The 19,640-nt window shown below is 66.9% G+C and carries 17 protein-coding genes and 1 pseudogene; 11 read left to right on the forward strand and 7 right to left on the reverse strand.

All coding sequences use genetic code 11. From position 1 onward, the window contains the following. The first annotated feature begins 49 nt into the window (after window positions 1-49). Window positions 50-1,801 (forward strand): annotated as a pseudogene (locus tag G6N77_RS08140) (DUF885 domain-containing protein). A 109-nt stretch (window positions 1,802-1,910) separates the two neighbouring features. On the opposite strand, the gene G6N77_RS08145 reads toward G6N77_RS08140, so the two are convergent. Continuing rightward, complete coding sequence (locus tag G6N77_RS08145; RefSeq protein ID WP_165181535.1) at window positions 1,911-2,729, reverse strand: SDR family NAD(P)-dependent oxidoreductase; 819 nt, start codon at window positions 2,727-2,729, stop codon at window positions 1,911-1,913. Continuing rightward, the gene (locus G6N77_RS08150) at window positions 2,726-3,418 is read right to left on the reverse strand and encodes a hypothetical protein (protein WP_205678124.1); all 693 of its coding nucleotides are present in this window, start codon (window positions 3,416-3,418) and stop codon (window positions 2,726-2,728) included. Before G6N77_RS08150 ends, G6N77_RS08145 begins: the two co-directional genes overlap by 4 nt. Before the next feature lie 186 nt (window positions 3,419-3,604). Between G6N77_RS08150 and G6N77_RS08155 the strand changes: the two genes are divergently transcribed. The 9 genes from G6N77_RS08155 to G6N77_RS08195 all read left to right on the forward strand — a co-directional run bounded on the left by G6N77_RS08155 (window position 3,605) and on the right by G6N77_RS08195 (window position 14,482). Then, complete coding sequence (locus G6N77_RS08155; RefSeq protein WP_165181536.1) at window positions 3,605-4,072, forward strand: MarR family winged helix-turn-helix transcriptional regulator; 468 nt, start codon at window positions 3,605-3,607, stop codon at window positions 4,070-4,072. A gap of 107 nt (window positions 4,073-4,179) precedes the next feature. Continuing rightward, window positions 4,180-5,610, forward strand: coding sequence for a dicarboxylate/amino acid:cation symporter (locus tag G6N77_RS08160; RefSeq protein ID WP_165181537.1), 1,431 nt, complete (start codon window positions 4,180-4,182; stop codon window positions 5,608-5,610). Between the two features lie 94 nt (window positions 5,611-5,704). Further along, window positions 5,705-6,088 carry a YbjQ family protein gene (locus G6N77_RS08165; protein ID WP_165181538.1) on the forward strand — a complete coding sequence of 128 codons (384 nt, stop codon included), beginning with the start codon at window positions 5,705-5,707 and terminating at the stop codon, window positions 6,086-6,088. A 124-nt stretch (window positions 6,089-6,212) separates the two neighbouring features. Next, entirely contained in the window at window positions 6,213-6,827 is a 615-nt protein-coding gene (locus G6N77_RS08170; RefSeq protein WP_165181539.1) for a TetR/AcrR family transcriptional regulator, read from the forward strand. A 48-nt stretch (window positions 6,828-6,875) separates the two neighbouring features. Next, complete coding sequence (locus G6N77_RS08175; protein ID WP_165181540.1) at window positions 6,876-9,560, forward strand: MMPL family transporter; 2,685 nt, start codon at window positions 6,876-6,878, stop codon at window positions 9,558-9,560. A gap of 200 nt (window positions 9,561-9,760) precedes the next feature. Beyond that, window positions 9,761-11,008 carry a sigma-54-dependent transcriptional regulator family protein gene (locus G6N77_RS08180; protein ID WP_165181541.1) on the forward strand — a complete coding sequence of 416 codons (1,248 nt, stop codon included), beginning with the start codon at window positions 9,761-9,763 and terminating at the stop codon, window positions 11,006-11,008. Window positions 11,009-11,210: 202 nt separating this feature from the next. After that, complete coding sequence (exaC, locus tag G6N77_RS08185) at window positions 11,211-12,734, forward strand: acetaldehyde dehydrogenase ExaC (protein WP_165181542.1); 1,524 nt, start codon at window positions 11,211-11,213, stop codon at window positions 12,732-12,734. Between the two features lie 182 nt (window positions 12,735-12,916). Then, a complete protein-coding gene (adhP, locus tag G6N77_RS08190) occupies window positions 12,917-13,927 on the forward strand; it encodes an alcohol dehydrogenase AdhP (protein WP_165181599.1) in 1,011 nt (336 codons plus the stop codon). 138 nt (window positions 13,928-14,065) lie between these two features. Continuing rightward, on the forward strand, window positions 14,066-14,482 hold the full coding sequence (locus G6N77_RS08195; protein WP_165181543.1) for a DUF779 domain-containing protein: 417 nt from the start codon (window positions 14,066-14,068) through the stop codon (window positions 14,480-14,482). A 29-nt stretch (window positions 14,483-14,511) separates the two neighbouring features. Here the strand turns inward: G6N77_RS08195 and G6N77_RS08200 are convergent, their stop codons facing one another. The 4 genes from G6N77_RS08200 to G6N77_RS08215 all read right to left on the reverse strand — a co-directional run bounded on the left by G6N77_RS08200 (window position 14,512) and on the right by G6N77_RS08215 (window position 17,850). After that, entirely contained in the window at window positions 14,512-14,676 is a 165-nt protein-coding gene (locus G6N77_RS08200) for a hypothetical protein (RefSeq protein ID WP_165181544.1), read from the reverse strand. Further along, window positions 14,670-15,035: a type II toxin-antitoxin system Phd/YefM family antitoxin gene (locus tag G6N77_RS08205; RefSeq protein ID WP_165181545.1), complete on the reverse strand. Its 366-nt coding sequence runs from the start codon at window positions 15,033-15,035 to the stop codon at window positions 14,670-14,672. Before G6N77_RS08205 ends, G6N77_RS08200 begins: the two co-directional genes overlap by 7 nt. An 89-nt stretch (window positions 15,036-15,124) precedes the next feature. Beyond that, window positions 15,125-15,676: a TetR/AcrR family transcriptional regulator gene (locus G6N77_RS08210; protein WP_165181546.1), complete on the reverse strand. Its 552-nt coding sequence runs from the start codon at window positions 15,674-15,676 to the stop codon at window positions 15,125-15,127. Continuing rightward, window positions 15,676-17,850 carry an MFS transporter gene (locus G6N77_RS08215; RefSeq protein ID WP_240901783.1) on the reverse strand — a complete coding sequence of 725 codons (2,175 nt, stop codon included), beginning with the start codon at window positions 17,848-17,850 and terminating at the stop codon, window positions 15,676-15,678. The genes G6N77_RS08210 and G6N77_RS08215 overlap by 1 nt, the downstream gene beginning before the upstream one ends. 143 nt (window positions 17,851-17,993) lie before the next feature. Between G6N77_RS08215 and G6N77_RS08220 the strand changes: the two genes are divergently transcribed. Beyond that, window positions 17,994-18,629, forward strand: coding sequence for a Maf family protein (locus tag G6N77_RS08220; RefSeq protein WP_165181547.1), 636 nt, complete (start codon window positions 17,994-17,996; stop codon window positions 18,627-18,629). 116 nt (window positions 18,630-18,745) lie between these two features. Here G6N77_RS08220 and G6N77_RS08225 read toward each other — a convergent pair whose 3' ends face one another. Next, window positions 18,746-19,435: an aspartate/glutamate racemase family protein gene (locus tag G6N77_RS08225; protein WP_165181548.1), complete on the reverse strand. Its 690-nt coding sequence runs from the start codon at window positions 19,433-19,435 to the stop codon at window positions 18,746-18,748. Window positions 19,436-19,640: the final 205 nt, after the last annotated feature.

A 19,640-nucleotide genomic window follows, 5' to 3' on the forward strand; every position in this document is an offset into this window, starting at 1 on the left:
AAATCCAGTATGCCAGCCGGGTGCAGCGGCGGCCGCTAGGCTCGGTTCCATGACTGTTGACGAAACGCCCCTGACCCGCACGCCCAGCGCCATTGACGCCGCTGCCAACGCCTACACGGCCCGGCTGTTGGAACTTGATCCCGGCTTCGCCACCGAGCTGGGGCTGCCCGGCCACGAAACCGAGTACCGCGATTTTTCCCCCTCCGGGCTGGCCGCCGCCGCCGACGCCGCCCGCCAGGCCCTCGACGCGCTGGCCGGCCTGGAAGCCGTGGACAGTGTTGACACCGTCACGCTGCACGCCATGCGCGAACGGCTGGGACTGTCCCTGGAGCTGGACGCCACGGGCTGGCCGCTGGCTGACCTGAACAACATTGCCTCCCCCGCCCAGGAAATCCGGGCCATCTTTGACCTGATGCCCACCGCCACCGCGGCCGACTGGGAGCACATTTCCGGGCGGCTGGCCAACGTGCCGGCCGCGGTTTCCGGGTACATTTCCTCCCTGCGGGCCGGAGCTGCGCGCGGCCTGGTTGCCGCGCGCCGCCAGGTTTCCACCGTGATTGGGCAGTGCGAGCGCCACGCCGCCGCGGACGGCTTCTTTGCGGCCCTGGCGGCCGGGGCCGAGGTTGCTTCTCCTGCTTCTGCTGCTGGCACTTCCGCTTCCGCTTCCACTTCCGCGGACGACGCCGGCACCCCCCTCCCGGCCGATCTCGCCACTGCGCTGGCCGGGAACGCGGAGCTGGCCCGCGCAGCGTACGGCACGCTGGAGACGTACTTGCGGGACGAGCTGCTGCCCGCGGCCCCCGCCTAGGACGCCGTGGGACGGGAACGCTACGCGCTGGCGTCGCGGGAATTCCTGGGCTCCGCCGTCGACCTGGAAGAAACGTACGCCTGGGGCGTGGCCGAGCTGGACCGGATCATTGCCGAACAGGAGGCGGTGGCGGACCTCATCAAGCCCGGCGCCACGGTTGAGGAGGCCAAGGCGGTGCTCAATGCGGACCCCGCCCGGGCGCTGCACGGCACCGATGAGCTGGTCGCCTGGATGCAAAAACTCTCCAACGCCGCGGTGGCCGATTTGGCCGGCTCCCAGTTCGACATCCCGGAGATCATGCGCACCCTGGAGTGCAAAATTGCGCCCACGCAGGACGGCGGCATCTATTACACGGGGCCCTCGGACGACTTCTCCCGGCCCGGCCGCATGTGGTGGTCGGTGCCCGAGGGCGAGGATTCCTTCACCACCTGGGCTGAAACCACCACGGTCTACCACGAGGGCGTCCCCGGCCACCACCTGCAGGTGGCCACCGCCACGTACCAGCGCGGGCTGCTGAACAATTGGCGCCGCAACGCCTGCTGGGTTTCCGGGCACGGCGAGGGCTGGGCGCTCTACGCCGAACGGCTCATGGATCAGCTGGGCTACCTGTCCGATCCGGGCGACAAGATGGGCATGCTGGACGGCCAGCGCATGCGCGCGGCCCGCGTGGTGTTTGACATCGGCGTGCACCTGGAACTTCCCGTCCCCGCCCGTTGGGGCTCAGGGACGTGGACGGCGGAGGCCGGTTTGGAGTTCCTGCGCGCCAACCTGGACATCTCCGCCGGACAGCTGGACTTTGAGTTCCACCGCTACCTCGGGTGGCCGGGCCAGGCGCCGTCGTACAAGGTCGGCCAGCGCCTGTGGGAGGAAATCCGCGACGCCCGTGCACTGCGCGACGGTGCCGCATTTTCGCTGCGCGATTTCCACACACAGGCGCTGAACCTGGGCTCCGTGGGCCTGGACACCCTGAAAGCGGCGCTGCTGGGCTCGTAGCTGGGGCGGTCACTTCCGGCCGGGGCAAAACTCACTCCGAGTTTTGCCCCGGGTGTAGCGGGGGCCGAACTGGGCCCGAGTTTGACCCCAGCGGAAAGTGCAGCGGTGGTCAACCCTTGCGGACGGGGTTCACGGCGAAGGCGGGCACCCCCGCCAGCCGGCCGCCGTCGACCACCAACACAGCGCCGGTGACGAAACTGGACTGCTCCGTGCACAGCCACACGGCGGCCTCTGCCACATCCTCCACCCGGCCCACGCGTCCCAGCGGAACGGCGGCGGCCGCCATCTGCTGGGCCCGGGGCCCGGCCGCGGCGAGGTGGTCGGTGAGGATGGGGCCGGGCGCGATGGCGTTGACCCGGATTCCGGCCGCTGCGTAGTCCAGCGCGGCCACCCGCGTCAGCCCGCCCACCCCGAATTTTGAGGCCACGTAGCCGGCCAGCCCGCTGACGCCCTGTTCGCCGGCGGTGGAGGACATGTTGACGATTGCGCCGCCGTCGGGGTTTAGCTGCATGAGGCGGAGCTCGTATTTCAAGGCAAGGAACACACCGCGCAGGTCCACGGCCAGGGCGCTGTCGAACTCGGCCGAGTCCCAATCCGCCAGGGGTGCCGGGGGCCTGCCGCCGCCGGCAAAGTTGTTGACGGCGGCGTCAAGGCGGCCGTAGCGGTTCCGCACTTGGTCCAAAAGTCCGACGACGGCGGCCTCGTCACGGACGTCCACGGGCAGGGCCAGGGCCTTCCCGCCGGCCGCCTCAATCTCAGCAACGCGCAGGGCAAGCGCCGCCTGGTCCCGTGCGGCGAGCACCACTGCGGCGCCAGCCTCCGCGCCAGCCTCCGCGAAGGCCGCAGCGATGGCGGCCCCGATTCCTCGGCTGGCACCCACCACCAGCGCAATCTTGCCGGCCAGCGCCTGGGAATTGATGCGGTTCATGACTGTGTCCTCCGTGCCGCGGCCGTCCTGGTTGGGGCCCCGCCCGGATCCACACTGCCCGGGATCCGGTTCGCTGCGGCCCGGTTCACCGGCAGCAGGAAGCCGACGGCGACAAGCCACAGCATGCCGGCGAAACGGCCGATCGGCAGGAGGAATTGCAGCGGCTCCAGTCCGAGCGAGAGGAAGCTGAGCTCGGACAGGGCGGCGACCACCAGCCCGGCCCAGGCAAGCCAGCGCGGGACGAACTTGAGTATCAGCGCGGGCACGGCCAATCCGGCCACAAGCAGTCCGAGTCCCACCACAAATCCGACTCCGCCGGTGGCGAAGGCCAGGAACGCGAGCGCCTGGGTCAGCGTGATGTCCGTGGTGATTTCCGGGCGGCTCAACAGCCAGGTCAGCAGCCCCGAGAACATCAGGAAAATGGCTGCCGTGATGCCGCCAAAGTAGCCGATGGCGGGGCCGGGAACCTTGATGCCGAGCCGGAGTTGCCGCGCGTAAACGGTGGCTGCGAAAATCCCCAGGGGCACCGCGGAGCCAAAGAGCAACAGGCCCTGCACGCGGGCAGCTGCGACGTTGTCGCGGTAGAACTGGGCCACGTCCGCGGCTGGTGCAAACGGCGACACAAACGTGCGTCCGCCGGAGAGCACTCCGGCCAGGATCAGCGAAAGCAGGAAAATGCCCAGGCTCACGGCGGCAAGTATGCCCGGGTGCGGCCCGCCCTGCCGCTTCCGCCCACTTGTTGACCTTGTTAAGGGCGCTGCCCCCGGTCCGGCCGTGGTCTCTTCCGTCATGGCTGAAATCATCCTCCTTGAATTAATGCGATAATAAAATGATTCATCTATTGAATCATTCTGTCAAGCATGTATTCTGGAGGCATGGCACCCTCACCCCACGGCAGGCCCCGGCGCACGGCCTTCCTGCTGTCACAGCTCGGCTCACTGTCCGCGTCCCGCTTTGCCGAGCGGACCAGAGAGCTGGGCCTGACCCCGAGCGACGCCGGCACGCTCCGGTGGATTGGCCGCAACCCGGGCCTGAGCCAGCGCGTCCTGGCGGACAGGCTGGGTGCCGTCCCCAGCCGGGTGGTGCCCCTGCTGGACTCGCTGGAAACCCGGGGCCTGGTTGAACGGGTGCGCAGCAGCACCGACCGCCGCAACTACGAGCTTCACCTGACGGGCGCCGGCCAGGCCCTGCTGGGCAGGCTGCGCGACGTCGCCCAGGAACACGAAGGCGAACTCCTGGCGCCCCTCACCCCGGAGGAGTCCGATGAGCTGGCACGGCTGCTGGCCCGGCTGGCCGAAGGGCACGGTGTGGACGTGGAGGCACACCGGGACACGGGACGCTGAGCCCACAACGGCAGGCCGCACACCAGCCGTAACACAGGGAATTAGCATCCGTAACAGGGGGAAACACTAATTTTTGGGTGCTATTCTGCGCCGCCTACGGTTGTCCCATGACTTCCTCCGCATCCACCACCAAGGCCCCGCGCCTGCCCCGCTGGGCCGGCAACTTCGGCGTCCAAATCATCGCCGGCCTCATTGCCGGCCTGGTCCTGGGCCTGCTTGCCCGGAACTTGGGCGGTGATCCCTTGAAGGACCCCAACGCCCTCACCTCCACGCTGACCATCATCGGCTCCAGCTACGTTTCACTGCTCAAGGCAGCCGTGGTGCCCCTGGTTTTCACCGCCGTCGTCTCCTCAATTGCCAATCTCCGCCAGGTGACCAACGCCGCCCGCCTGGCCTGGAACACGCTCCTCTGGTTCGCCATCACCTCCCTCATCGCCGTGACGGTGGGCATCGTGCTCGGGCTGGTGTTCCAACCAGGTGCCGGCACCGGCCAGGCCCCGCCCAAGGACTACTCCGGCAAGACGGGCGACTGGTGGGCCTTCCTTACCGGCCTGTTCCCCTTCAATTTCCTGGGCCTCGAGGCATCCACCAAGGCGGGCGACACCGGCGCCCTCGCCACCAGCGTCAACTTCAACGTCCTGCAGGTGCTGGTGATCGCCATCGCGATCGGCATCGCCGCCCTGAAGGTGGGCAAGGCCGCCGACCCGTTCCTGAAGCTGAACGGCTCCGCCCTGGCCGTGATCCAAAAGGTGCTGTGGTGGATCATCCGACTGGCCCCCATCGGCACCGTGGGCCTGATCGGCAAGGCTGTTTCCACCTACGGCTGGACCACCATGGGCGCGCTAGGCAAGTTCTCCATTGCCATCTACCTGGGCCTGGTCATCGTCCTGTTCGTGGTCTACCCGGTCCTGATCAAGTCACATGGCCTCTCAGTCAAGCAGTACTTTTCCGGCGTGTGGCCGGCCGTCCAGCTGGGCTTCGTTTCCCGCTCCTCCATCGGCACCCTGCCCCTGACCGAGCGCGTCACCGAACGCAACCTGGGCGTGCCCCGCGCCTACGCCTCCTTTGCCGTGCCGCTGGGCGCCACCACCAAGATGGACGGCTGCGCTGCGATCTACCCGGCCGTTGCCGCCATTTTCGTGGCACAGTTCTTCGGCATCCACCTGGACCTGGGCCAGTACCTGCTGATCGTGCTCGTGTCGGTGCTGGGCTCCGCGGCAACCGCCGGAACCACGGGCGCCGTCGTAATGCTCACGCTCACGCTCTCCACGCTGGGACTGCCGCTGGCCGGCGTCGGACTTTTGCTGGCCGTGGACCCCATCCTGGACATGGGCCGCACCGCCATCAACGTCGCGGGCCAAGCGCTGGTGCCCACCATCGTGGCCAAGCGCCAGGGCATCCTCAATGAGGAGCTGTACAACGCGCCGCGCAACGGCAACCCCTTCGCCGACGACAGCACGGTGCCTGCTGAGGACTTCGCCACCGGGAAGAACGACGCCGGCCGGCCGGGTTCCCGGGAGGAACTCGCCAACGCCTGACCCGGCCTGGGCACGGCCCCGGCGGTCCCGTAGGATTTTTCCAGATCACACTGGCGACGGCCGCGGCTTGGGCCGGACATCGAAAGGCAGCTGCATGATTATCGTTACCACCAACGACCTCCCCGGCTACAAGATTGACGCCATCTTTGGCGAGGTCATGGGCCTGACGGTGCGCTCGCGCCACATCGGCGCCCAGTTCACGGCGAGCTTCCGCTCCATCGGCGGCGGCGAGCTCCCCGAAATGACCAAGGCCCTGTACGAAAGCCGGCAGGAAGTGGTGGCCCGCATGGTCACCGAGGCACAGGCCAAGGGAGCCAACGCCATTGTCGCAACACGCTTTGACACCTCGGAAATGGGCCAGACCTGGACTGAGGTGTGCGTCTACGGCACGGCCGTCTTTGCCATTCCGCTGGCCGAGGGCCAGCCCGGATCCACCGGCCAGTCCGCCTACCTGGCAGCCAACCCGCAGCTGCAGTAGCCTGCGCCGGCGGCCGGGCGCGTTTCGGCCGCCCGTTCCGGCGGTTTTTGGGTGGGTTTGCAGCATTAAAGCACACCCACCTTTTGATTTGCATGGAGTGCAAACTTGCACTTAGTGTAGTTATGTGACAACTTCCACCGACTCCCCCTCCCGCCGCGAACTCAACAAGGCTGCCACCCGCGAAGCCATTGCCGGAGCCGCCCTGGACTTCCTGCGCACCCGGGCGCTCAATGAGTTCACGGTCGACGACGTCGCCGCCGCAGCGGGTGTCTCCCGCCGCACCTTCTTCAACTACTTCTCCTCCGTCGAGGCAGCCGTGGCCAGCTTCACGCAGCGCTATCTCGACACGGTCATTGCCGAGCTTGAGGCCCGGCCGGCCGAGGAGCCGATCCTGGAATCCGCGCTCTACGCGCTGTCCGCCGTCGGAAGTCCCCGCGACCTGGCCATATTGGCCGAAACCTTCGCCCTGACCCAGGACCCGGCCCTGGGCCGCTTCCAGTTGCAGGCCTGGGATGAATGCAGCGTCAAGATCGCCGGCGTGGCCCGGCACAGGCTGCCCCCCGGCACCGACGAACTCTACATCAACGCACTGGTGGGGGCCGTCGTCGGCAGTTGCCGTTCCGCCTTTGCCGTGTGGTTCAGCCGGCGGGGGCCGGACACCTCCCAGGAGTCGCTCGCTTACCTGCGTGAGCTGCTCGCCACCACCATTTCCCTCATCCGCAGCGGCTTCACGGCCTGATTTCCCCCTTCCCCGCCCCTCCCCGGCACCCATCAATAAGGACTCATCATGGCTCTTTGGCTTTACCGACTTGGCCGTTTCTCGGCCCACCGCGCGTGGCTGGTGATTTCCGCATGGGTGCTCATCCTGGGCATGGTGGGCGGTGCGGCGGCGCTGTTCATGGGCACCATGTCCAACAACTTCCAGATCCCCGGCACTGAAACGCAGCAGATGGCGGACAAGCTCAAGGCCGACCTTCCCGAGGCGTCCGGCGGCTCCGGCGCGGTGGTGTTCACCACCACCAACGGCCAAAAGTTCACGCCCAGCCAGGAAAAGGCCGTGTCGGCAGCGCTGCAAACCGTGACGACCGTGCCCACCGTCAAGGGCGTCATTGACCCGTTCACCACGGCCGCAACCCTGGCCGATGCCAAGGCCAAGCTCACGGACGGCTCCAAGCAGCTCAGCGCCGGCGAGGCCCAGCTGGCCGATGGCAAAAAGACCCTTGACGCCACTAGCGCCCAGTTGGCCGGCGGCCAGGCCAAGCTCGACGCCGGCCAGGCCCAGCTGGATGCCAAAAAGTCACAGCTTGCCGCACTGCCGGCCGGATCGCCTCAGGCCGCCGCAGCATCCGCCCAGCTCAGCGCCGGGCAGGCACAGCTGGATGCGCAAAAGGCCCAGCTCAGCGCCGGCCAGGCACAGCTTGCCGCCGGACAGGCCAATTACGAAGCCTCCGTCAAGGAACTGTCGGCCAAGAAGTCCGAGCTCGCCACGGGGATCCGCTCCGCTGACGCTGCAGCCGGGCTGAAGTTCGTTTCCGACAACGGCAAGGCCGCCATCGGGCAAATCCAGTTCACCGAATCCATGAACGGCGTCACCCCGGCCAACCGCCAGCTGGTCCAGGACCGGCTGAACACGCTGGACTCCAGCGGGATCACCGTCTCCTACAGCAAGGAAATCACCGAGGACGTCTCGGCCCTGTTCGGTGCAGCGGAAGCCATCGGCATCGCCGTCGCCGCAGCCGTGCTGATCATCATGCTCGGCACCCTGATCGCCGCGGGCCTGCCGCTGGTCATGGCCATAGTGGGTGTGGCGATTGGCGTGGGCGGCACCATGGCCCTGACGGGCGTGATCGAAATGTCCTCCATTTCCCCCATGCTTGCCCTGATGCTTGGCCTCGCAGTGGGCATCGACTACTCGCTGTTCATTGTCAACCGGCACCGCCAGCAGCTCTTCGAGGGCATGGCAATGCGTGAATCCATTGCCAAGGCCACCGGCACCTCCGGCAACGCCGTGCTCTTTGCCGGGCTGACCGTGGTGATCGCTCTGGCCGCCCTGTCCGTGACAGGGCTGCCGTTCCTGTCCGTGCTGGGCCTGGCCGCGGCCGCCACGGTTGCGGTGGCCGTGCTGATTGCGCTGACATTGACCCCTGCCATCCTTTCCCTCATGGGCCGCCGGGTGATTTCCAAGCGTTCGTGGGCCGAGCATGAAAAGGTTCGCCAGGCGCACGACGCTGCCGCGGCCTCGCTCTCCGCCAGCGAGACGGCCCGCCACGACGACGCAGCGAACATCCGCAAGAGCGCCCGCGGTTGGGGCGGGCTCGTCACCAAGCACCCTGTCATTTCGCTCGTGACGGCCGTCCTGGCCCTGGCTGTCATCGCCATCCCGGCTGCCGGACTCCGGCTGGCACTGCCCGACGGCGGCTCCGAACCGGTGGATTCCAGCGCGTACCATGCGTACACCATTACTGGCGCCAACTTTGGTGAGGGCATGAACGGGCCCATCATTGTGGTGGGCTCCCTGCCGGCCGGGCTCGACCAGGCCCAGGCCACCGCACTGAATCTGGACGTGGCCGACCAGCTCCGAAAGGTGCCCAACGTCAAGGCAGCCATCCCGGTTTCGGTCAGCAAGAACTTCCAGACGGCCGTCTACCAGGTGATCCCCGCCGAAGGCCCCGCCAGCGCCAGCACCGTGCAGGTGGTTCACGACCTCCGGGCCGAAGGGGCCGCCATCAAGGCAGACCACAACGTCACCATTGGCCTGACCGGGCAGACAGCCGCCAACGTCGATGTCTCAGCCAAGCTGGGAGCGGCGCTGCCGCCCTACCTGGCCATCGTCGTCGGGCTGTCCCTGATTCTGCTCATCCTCGTATTCCGCTCCATCCTTGTTCCCGTCCTGGCAACCGCCGGATTCCTGCTGTCCCTGGTCGCCGCGTTTGGCGGCGTGGTGGCCGTGTACCAGTGGGGCTGGCTGGGAGGCATCTTCGACGTGGCCAATCCCAGCGCGGTGCTCAGCTTCCTGCCGATCATCCTGATTGGCGTGCTGTTCGGGCTGGCCATGGACTACCAGGTGTTCATTGCCTCCGGCATGCGCGAGGCCTTTGTCCACGGGCAGGACGCCAAGCAGGCCGTCCGGACCGGCTTCCAGCACGCGGCACCCGTGGTCACGGCCGCGGCGATCATCATGACCAGCGTGTTCTCCGGGTTCATCTTCTCCCATCTGACCATGGTGCGCCCGCTTGGATTTGCCTTGGCATTCGGCGTTTTGATCGACGCGTTTGTGGTCCGTATGACAATCATCCCCGCCGCCATGCACCTCTTGGGCAAATCCGCGTGGTGGATCCCGAAATGGTTGAATAAAGTGCTCCCGGATGTGGATGTGGAGGGAGCAAAGCTGGTGGCGCTGACGGACTCGGCCCCTTCGCACGGCAGGCATTTGGAGCCGGCTGCGGAACCGGAGAACGTCCCGGCAGGCTGACCCGCCCCGCCTCTCCCGCCGCCACCCTCCCACCGCCACCCACCGCCGAACAGGCACTTAACGTGGATGTTTCGCCAAAACATCCACGTTAAATGCCCGTTCGGGCTTCCGCAGGGTGGGATAAACTAGTGAGCCACGGCACAGCCTCCACCCCATGGCCGGCCGAAGTCAACCTGCAATGATGTGTTCTTGGAGAGCCGATGCCCCCGACGCACCCCCTGCTTGGCCGAGGAAGTCCCGTGCGCCCGCTGGTCCGCGAGTCGTGGCAGCGCTCCCTGGGCGCGCTTCCCTCCCCGGAAGCGGCCAACTCGCCGGTGGTTTGGGAGAGCCGGGAACTGCAGGAATTCCGCCGCAACCACCCGCTGGCCGCCGTCATGCCCGTCATCCAGCAGCTGCTGGTGGTCCCCAGCCAGGACACCGGCCTGCTGGTTGCCGTGGGTGACGAGCACGGGCGCCTGCTCTGGGTGGAGGGCGATTCCGCCGCCCGCCGCCACGGCGAAAACATCAACTTTGCCCAGGGCGCCGACTGGTCGGAGCTGGTGGCCGGCACCAGCGCCCCCGGCACCGCGCTGGTCCTGGGCCGCGGCGTCCAGATCTCCGGCGAGGAACATTTCAACCCTGCCGTCCACTCGTGGAGCTGCACCGCCGTCCCCGTCCACGACCCGGATTCCGGCGGCATTTTGGGAATCGTGGACATTACCGGCGGCCCGGACGCCGTCGGCGCCAACACGCTTTCCCTGGTGCAAGCCACGGTGGCCGCCGCCGAGGCGCAGCTGCGCATCCAGCGCCTGGAACGCGGGCCCGCCCCGCGCCGTCGCAGCCCCAAGCCTGCTTCACCGTCGGCCGCCACGGCGAAGCCCCTCTACTGCGACTCCCTCCAGATTCTGGGCCGCGACCAGGGCGTGCTCCACATTGGCGGCCAGGCACTCACGCTCAGCGAACGGCACACGGAAATCCTGGCCATGCTGGCGCTACACCCCGCGGGCCTCACGGCCGAGGAACTGTCCGACATGGTGTACCCCGAAGGCACCTCGCTGACCAGCATCCGCGCCGAAATGGTGCGCCTTCGCAAGCTCCTGCACAGGCACGGCCCGTCGCTGGTGCCGGAATCGCGACCCTACCGGCTCCCCCGCGCGCTGGTGGTGGACGCCGACCAGGTGCTCAGCTACCTCAACCGCGGCGCCCACCGGCTGGCCCTGAACATTTACAAGGGCGCCGTGCTGCCGCGCTCCGAGGCGCCCGCACTGGCGAGCCTGCGCACCCGCGTCGGCCTGCTCCTGCGCGAAGCCATCCTCACCGACGCCAGCCCCGACGTGCTTTTGGCCTACCTCCAGCTTCCCGAGGCCGCGGACGACGTCGATGCCTGGCACAGTGCCCTGCGCCTCCTTCCGCCCCGCTCACCCAGGCGGGCCGCCGTCGTCGCGCACCTGGAGTCGCTCGAAGCGTAGCCCGGCCCTCCCCTCTCTCGCGAGTCGGCACTTAACGTGGATGTTCCAGCGCAACATCCACGTTAAGTGCCCGTTCGGCCGGGGGTGGGGCGGCGTTCGGCCGAGGTGTGATCCAGCTCATGCAACGTGGCTGCAACGTTGCCGTGCGTACGCTTCTGGGCAAGGACATCGAGGTCCCCCACCGCAGAAGGAGTTTAGGCAAATGACTGTTTATGCACAGCCCGGCACCCAGGGTTCACCGATTACGTTCAAGGACCGCTACGAGAACTGGATCGGCGGCGAATGGGTGGCCCCCGTGAAGGGCGAATATTTCGAGAACATCACCCCCGTCACAGGCCGCGTCTTCTGCGAGGTGGCCCGCGGCACGGCGGAGGACATCGAGCTGGCCCTGGACGCCGCGCACAAGGTGGCCCCGAGCTGGGGACAAACCTCCGCCACGGAGCGCGCCGCAGTCCTGAACAGGATCGCGGACAGGATCGACGAGAACGTGGAGCTCCTGGCCGTGGCCGAAACCTGGGACAACGGCAAGGCTGTCCGTGAAACCCTCAACGCCGACATCCCCCTCGCGGCGGACCACTTCCGCTACTTCGCCTCCGTGGTCCGTGCCCAGGAGGGCCGCCTGACCCAGCTGGACGACAACACCACGGCCTACCACTACCACGAGCCGCTCGGCGTGGTCGGCCAGATCATCCCCTGGAACTTCCCCATCTTGATGGCCGTGTGGAAGCTGGCGCCGGCACTCGCGGCGGGAAACGCCGTCGTGCTTAAACCGGCGGAACAGACCCCCGCCTCCATCCTGGTGCTCATGGAACTCATCGGCGACCTCCTGCCGGCCGGCGTGGTCAACGTGGTGAACGGCTTCGGCGTGGAGGCCGGCAAGCCGCTGGCCTCCTCCAAGCGCATCCGCAAGATCGCTTTCACCGGCGAAACCACCACGGGCCGGCTCATCAGCCAGTACGCGTCCCAGAACCTGATCCCGGTCACGCTGGAGCTTGGCGGCAAGAGCCCCAACATCTTCTTCAGCGATGTCGCCGACAAGAACGATTCCTTCTACGACAAGGCACTGGAGGGCTTCACGCTCTACGCCTTCAACCAGGGCGAAGTCTGCACGTGCCCGTCGCGCGCCCTCGTCCAGGAATCCATTTACGAATCCTTCATGGCCGACGCCGTGGCCCGCACCGAGGCGATCATCCAGGGCAACCCGCTGGACACGGACACCCAGATCGGCGCGCAGGCTTCCAACGACCAGCTGGAGAAGATCCTCTCCTACATGGACATTGGCCGGCAGGAGGGGGCCAAGGTCCTCACGGGCGGCGAGCGCAACATCCTCCCCGGGGACCTGGCCGGCGGCTATTACGTCAAGCCCACCATTTTCGAGGGCACCAACGACATGCGCATCTTCCAGGAGGAGATCTTCGGCCCCGTCCTGGCGGTGACGCGCTTTGGCGACTACGCGGACGCCATGCACATCGCCAACGACACCCTCTACGGCCTCGGCGCCGGCGTCTGGTCCCGCAACGGCAACACGGCCTACCGTGCCGGCCGCGAAATCCAGGCCGGCCGCGTGTGGGTCAACAACTACCACGCCTACCCCGCGGGCGCAGCGTTTGGCGGGTACAAGTCCTCCGGCATCGGGCGCGAAAACCACGCCATGATGCTGGACCACTACCAGCAGACCAAGAACCTGCTGGTCAGCTACAGCGAAGACAAGCTCGGCTTCTTCTAAACGCGGCAGGCCCAGCGCCCAGACCGCAGGCACGACGCCGGGCACCCGCCTTGGGTGCCCGGCCCACCCCCGCATGCACGCACGCCGGACCCTTCCTCACTTTCCGCGGTATTTCGGCGGACCCTCCCTCATCAAAAAAACTGACAGCACAACCTTCACGAAGGAGCATTCCCATGGCAACAATGCAAGCAGCAGTTGTAAACCATTTCGGCACGGCCCTCAGCGTTGAGGAGTACCCGCTGCCCACCCCCGGCCCCGGCCAGGCCCTGGTCAAGCTCATTTCCACCGGTGTCTGCCACACGGACCTCCACGCGGCAGAGGGCGACTGGCCGCTCAAGCCCAGCCCGCCCTTTGTCCCCGGCCACGAAGGCGTGGGCGAAGTGGTGGCACTTGGCGAGGGCGTCACGTCCTTGGCAGTCGGCGACAGAGTGGGCAACGCCTGGCTCTGGACGGCGTGCGGCGACTGCCAGTACTGCCGCACCGGCTGGGAAACCCTGTGCGAGGCGCAGGAGTGCGGCGGCTACACCGTGGACGGCTCCTTTGGCGAATACATGCTGGTGGACGCCGACTTTGCCCCGCGCATCCCGGAGGGCGCAGATCCCGTCGAGGTGGCACCCGTGCTGTGCGCCGGCGTCACCGTTTACAAGGGCCTGAAGATGACGGAAGCCCGCCCTGGCCAGTGGGTCGCCATCTCCGGAATCGGCGGGCTGGGGCACATCGCCGTCCAGTACGCCGTGGCCCTGGGCCTGCGCGTGGCCGCCGTGGACATTGCCGACGACAAGCTGGCCCTGGCCCGCAAGCACGGTGCCGAAATCACGGTCAACGCGCTGAATGAGGATCCGGTGGAGGCCATCCAGCGCCAGACCGGAGGCGTCCACGGCGTGCTGGTCACGGCCGTGCACCCTGCGGCGTTCGGCCAGGCGATCGGCATGACGCGCCGCGGCGGAACCATCGTGTTCAACGGGCTTCCCCCGGGCGACTTCCCTGCTCCCATTTTTGATGTGGTGCTCAAGGGCCTGACCATCAGGGGCTCAATCGTGGGCACCCGGCAAGACATGAAGGAGGCCCTGGACTTTTACGCCCGCGGTCTGATCCACCCCACGGTGACCACCCGCAGCCTCCACGAGATCAACGACGTGCTGGACGAGATGCGGGCGGGCAAAATCGACGGCCGCGTGGTGATCAAGTACTGAGACACACCAACAGCCCGGGATGCCGACTCGGACATATGAGGCCAATATATCGGGATCCCCAGTCCGTTTCGGCATCCGCGTGGGAGAACTGTCGGCTCAACCACCGCATGACAATCCCAAGCGACAAGGAGCAGTTCAATGGCAAACCCCACGGAAGTCCTGGATTCAGCAGCCACCATTCCGGGCGAAACATTGTCCCGCGTGGCCTTGAGCCCGCAGGCCGTTGCCCTGCTGCAAAAACTGTGGGGCCGGCACGGGGCGCTGATGTTCCACCAGTCGGGCGGCTGCTGCGACGGCTCGTCACCCATGTGCTATCCGCAGGGGGAGTTCATCACCGCCGAGGCGGACGTGCTGCTGGGATTGTTTGACCTCCCCGGCTGCGGCCCCTTGGAGTTCTGGATGTCACGGGAGCAGTTCAACTACTGGTCACACACGCACCTGACCGTTGACGTGGTCCAGGGACGCGGCAGCGGATTTTCCGTCGAGGCCCCGGAGGGCGTGCGCTTCCTGATCCGCTCCCGGCTGGTGGAGGGCTTCAGGCCCGTCGGCGGCTGAGTCGGGGACCGCTGTGGTCCAGGAGAACATCAGCCAGCCACCCGGGGCCGGGAGATGGACAGGACCAGGAGGCGCCCGCCGTCGTGCTTGTACACAATCCGGTAGCCTTCCCCGCGGACCCGGAGCAGCTCGGGGCGGCCAGGCAGCGGGAGGGCAAGCAGGGGGCGGGTGGACTGGGACATCAGCTTCAGCACCAGTTGGACCACGGGACGCGCGGAGCCGTCCAGGGCCGCAAGCTGGGCGCCCGCCACCGGCACCAGCTCCACAGGGATCCCAACCGCCGCACAAAAGGGATCCCAGCCCCGACACCCCCGCCGCCCTGCCAGGCCACGGCGTCCGAGGTGTCCGCAAGGGCGGCATCGGCGGCGGCCAGGTCCTCAACCGCCTCCAGTGCCTCCAAGGCCCGCTTGGCGAGCTGGGGATCCATCAGCACCGCCACGTTGCGCCCGTAACTGGTGATGGTGACGGGCGCGTTGTGGGCTGCCCCGAGCACCTCGCCCCAGTTGTTGCGGGCGTCGTTGGAGGAAACGCCATGAGTGATCCGGCCGTCCATGCTTCAAGCATATTCACTGCCACGCCGCCGGGAGCCCCCTGTCCAACCACGGGGCGGCAAACTGTGGACAACCCCCGCCGCGGGAACCGTCAGCCCACAGCGGGATCGTCGATGATTCCCTGGACCAGCGCACCGTATTGCTGGATGAGTTCCTCGTCCGCCATCTCGTCCGGTCCCAGCAGCCCAAGGATGCGCATCCCGGCGCCGAGCCCCATGACCACGCACACCACCAGCTGGGATTTCTTCCGCGACGGCGATTCGTCGCCAATCTGCCCGGCAATCCACGCGACGTACCGCTCGCGCAGCTCCCCGCGCGCCGCGTCCCTGTCCGGGGCGTCCTGCACCAGCAGCGCCACCATGGACCACGGCTCCGAGTCGCCGCTTTGCCGCCGCCGCAGGATTCGCCGGACCAGGGCAAAACCGATCGGCTCATCCTGCTCCAGCAGCACGTCGGCGCTGGGCACGTCGGGGGCCGCAGCCGCGTAAAGCTTGGCCTTGCTGCCCATGACCTTCATGACCATGGCCGGTGAATAACCGGCCAGCACGGCCACGTCCTTGACCGTCACGGCCGTGTAGCCGCGCTCGCCAAAAAGCTGGCGGGCCGCCTCAATGACCGCGTCACGGGTGCTGGTGCGGCCCATCAGGCATGCACCTGGGCGGCGCCGGCAAGTTCAAGGTCGACGACGGCGGTTCGCGCCGCCAGCACCACCTGCACCGATTCGCTGTTCAGCCCCGCCGGGTCCAGGGCCGTGAGGATGTAGCGCCCGGCCGGCGGCAGCGGCACCTCGTACCGGCCGGACTGGTCGCTGAAGGTGGAAATGACAAATTCTCCGGTTGTCTTTGTCAAGGTGACAAGGGCGCCGTCCAGGGTGCGGCCGCCGTCGTCAATCCTGCCGGAGAGGGTGAGCCGCAGGACCAGCCGCAGGTCCTGGGTGCTGGAGGAATTGGAAAAGTTCAGCACCTGGGAGCTCGGCGCCCACCCGTCGGCGCTGGAAATGATGAGGTAGCTGCCCGATTCCGGCAGGACCAGCGAGTACCGGCCGTAGTTGTCGGCACGGCTCCAGTCCGCCGGTTCGCCGGTGGTGTGGAGGGCATTGACCACGGCCTGGCGGATGGGCTTGCCGCTGTCGCCCACCACCGAGCCACTGACCACAATCTCGTCCTTGGTGTCCGCCGGCGCCCGGTCCGCGGCATGCTCGGACGCGGTGAGCCGGCTCGCTGTGAGCCGGTTCGCGGTGACGAGAGGCAGGGCGCCCGTCCGGGAGTCGGCGTCGTGCACTCCGCTGCTGGCACCGCCCGAAAGGCCCGGGGCGGCCAGCACCCGCGGGATGAAAACGCTGACGCCGATGGACAGCAGCGCCGCAATGGCCGCGTACCAGAACACTTCCTTGAAGGCGTCCTCCGTGGGCAGCGCGAGGGGGCCGACATGGACCACGGCCGAGGTCAGCACGGCACCGACGACGGCGGACATCGTGGAGGTGCCCACGGCGCGCAGCAGCGAGTTGAGCCCGTTGGCGGACGCGGTTTCCGTGATCGGCACGGAGCGCATGATCAGGGTGGGCATCGCGGCGTAAGCAATGGCCGTGCCCATGCTGACCACCGTGGCGCCCAGGATCACCATCCAGACCTCTCCCGTGAGGAAGACGCGCGCCACGTAGGAGACGGCTAGCACCAGCGAGCCGGCAATGAGCGTGATCTTTGCCCCATACCGCTTGGTGATGGCCGCCGAAACCGGAGCCAGCGCCACCATGGCCAGGCCGGAAGGGATCATGCACAGCCCGGCCACCACCACGCTGAGCCCAAAGCCGTAGCCGCCCACGCTGGGAAGCTGCAGCTGCTGGGTCGTGCTGAGCATGTTCGCGTACATGGAAAAGCCCACCAGAATGGAGGCAATGTTGGTCAACAGCACCGGCTTCCTCGCCGAGGTCCGCAGGTCCACCATGGGCTGGCTGACACGCAGCTCCCAGGGGAACCAGACTGCCAGGAACACCACTGTGCCGATGAAGAGCAGGATCACCGGCTCGCTGGTCCAGCCCCATTCCCCGCCCTTGGATATGGCGAGCAGCAGCGACGTCAGTGCCGCGGACAGCAGGACCGCGCCGACGCCGTCGAACTTGCCCTTGGTGCGCACGGCGGATTCGGGCACAATCGCCAGCACCGCGATGATGAGCAGCACGCCAATTGCGGCGGAGATCCAGAAGATGGCCTGCCAGCCCAGGGACTCGTAGATCAGGCCGGAGAGCGGCAGGCCCAGCGCGCTGCCGATGCCGAGGGTTGCGCTCATCAGGGCGACGGCGGAGACCACCTTTTCGCGGGGCAGCTCATCGCGCATGATGCTGATGCCGACGGGGATGAGGGACGCCGCGAGCCCCTGGAAGCCGCGGCCAATCAGCAGCATGAGGAAGGTGCCGCCCACCGCTGCGATGACGGAGCCGATGACCATGGTGACCATCGCCACCACCATCATGCGCCGCTTGCCGAACATGTCCGCCATGCGGGAGACGATGGGGGTGGCGACCGCGCTGGTCAGCAGCGTTACGGTCACCAGCCAGGCGGCGTTGTCGGCCGAAGTGTTGAGGATCTTGGGAAAGTCGGGCAGCAGCGGGACCACCATGGTCTGCTGCAGAGCCACCACGGTCCCGGCCAGGCACAGGATGGTGACCACCAGCGAAGTGCGCTTGGGGGCGGCCTTCCCTGACTCGGGCAGCTGGGCGGCGTTGGACTTTTTCGAGCTTCCGGAGCTTCCGGAGTTTCCGGAGTTTCTGGAGCCCTTCGGGGCCTTGGGGGCAACTGCTGAGGCCAAATGCGAGGGCAAGTGCTTCCTTTGCTCGGGGTGCGGCCGGGTGGGCGGCCCAAAAAGCGGTGAACGGTCATTCACCCTTTAAGTGAACCATCGTTCACCCATCTGCGTCAACGTGAAAACGCGTGATGACGCGCACTGCCGTCTACGCTGGATCCATGACCCCTTCCCTCATCCTGGCCTCCGCCTCCCCCGCCCGCACCAAGCTGCTCACCGACGCCGGAATTGCCCACCGAGTCCTGGTGTCCGACGTCGACGAAGACGCCGCAACCGCCGCGGCCGGGCAGCCCTCCCCGGCGGAAACCGCACTGCTGCTGGCCCGGGCGAAGGCCGAATCCGTGGCCGCTTTGGGGGCGGGCTTGGGAGCTGGCGGCTCGGGAGCAGACGGAGCTGGCGGCTTGGTACTGGGCTGCGATTCGGTCTTTGAACTGGCAGGGGTACCGTACGGCAAGCCGTGGGAGCCGGAGGTGGCACGGGCCAGATGGCGGCAGATGCGGGGCCAGTCAGGCATTTTGCACACTGGCCACTGGCTCGTTTCCGCTTCAGGCGCCTCAGTCGGGGCGGTTACCAGCGCCGTCGTCCACTTTGAGGATGTGACGGACGCGGAGATCGATGCATATGTTGCCACGGGCGAGCCCCTGCAGGTTGCCGGCGCCTTCACCATTGACGGTTTGGCGGGCGCCTTCATTTCGGGCATTGAGGGCGACCCTCACACCGTGGTGGGCCTGTCCATTTCCACGCTGCGCCGCCTTTTGGCCCAGGCTGGTGTGGTCATCACGGACTTGTGGGAATAGCACCATGAAGTGGAGCCTGGCCGGCCCCCAATAGTGCGCCACTTCTCAAGTGGAGCACCGCCGGGGCCGCATGGGGCTCAGGCTCAATTTTGGTCAAGCGCCGAAGCCACAGTAATTTAGGCCAGCGAGGCAGCCACGGCGGCCTCGGCGTGCAGCCGGGTGGTCGCGAATAGTGGCAAGGCGGAGTCGGCCTCACCAACTAGCAACTCAATCTCCGTGCACCCCAGGATGACCCCCTGCGCACCGCGCGCCCCGAGTTCCCCGATGATGCGGCGGTATTCGGCACGGGACTCCTCGCGGACCTCCCCGAGCACCAGTTCTTCATAGATGACGCGATTGACTATTACACGGTCTTCAGGGGACGGGATGACGACCCGGAGACCATGGGACTGGAGACGCTTAACGTAGAAGTCTTCCTCCATGGTGAAGCGCGTGCCGAGCAGGCCCACGGAGCTGATTCCCGCTTTGGCCACGGCATCAGCCGTGACGTCGGCCAGGTGCAGGAAGGGAACAGTGGTGGCGGCCTCTATTGCATCGGCCACCTTGTGCATGGTGTTGGTGCACAGCACAATGAGATCTGCACCGGAGGCCTGGAGAAGACGGCCCTCATTGGCCAGCAGTTCTGCCGCTTTTCCCCATTCACCGGCCATTTGCAGCTGTTCAATTTCGTCAAAGTCCACCGATGCCAGCACGCAGCGGGCGGAGTGGAATCCGCCCAAGTGTTCCTTGGTCAGTTCATTGATGAGGCGATAGTAAAGTGCCGAGCTTTCCCAGCTCATCCCGCCGATCAAGCCAATCTTTTTCATCCGCCCTCTCCCAACTGCCCTGGATTTCACCTTACGGCACACACAATCCACTACGCCTCCACGGCAATTTGTTCGCCACCTTTCATCAGCTGTCGCACCTGGAGAATGCCGGATTTGTCAACGTCAGCAAGCCGTTCGTGGTCAAGTTTCCCCGCACTTCCGCCAAGCTCACGCCGGCAGGCCACGCGGCAAAATTGTAGGAAGT

The organism is Arthrobacter silviterrae (assembly GCF_011045165.1).
Classification (GTDB): Bacteria; Actinomycetota; Actinomycetes; order Actinomycetales; family Micrococcaceae; genus Specibacter; species Specibacter silviterrae.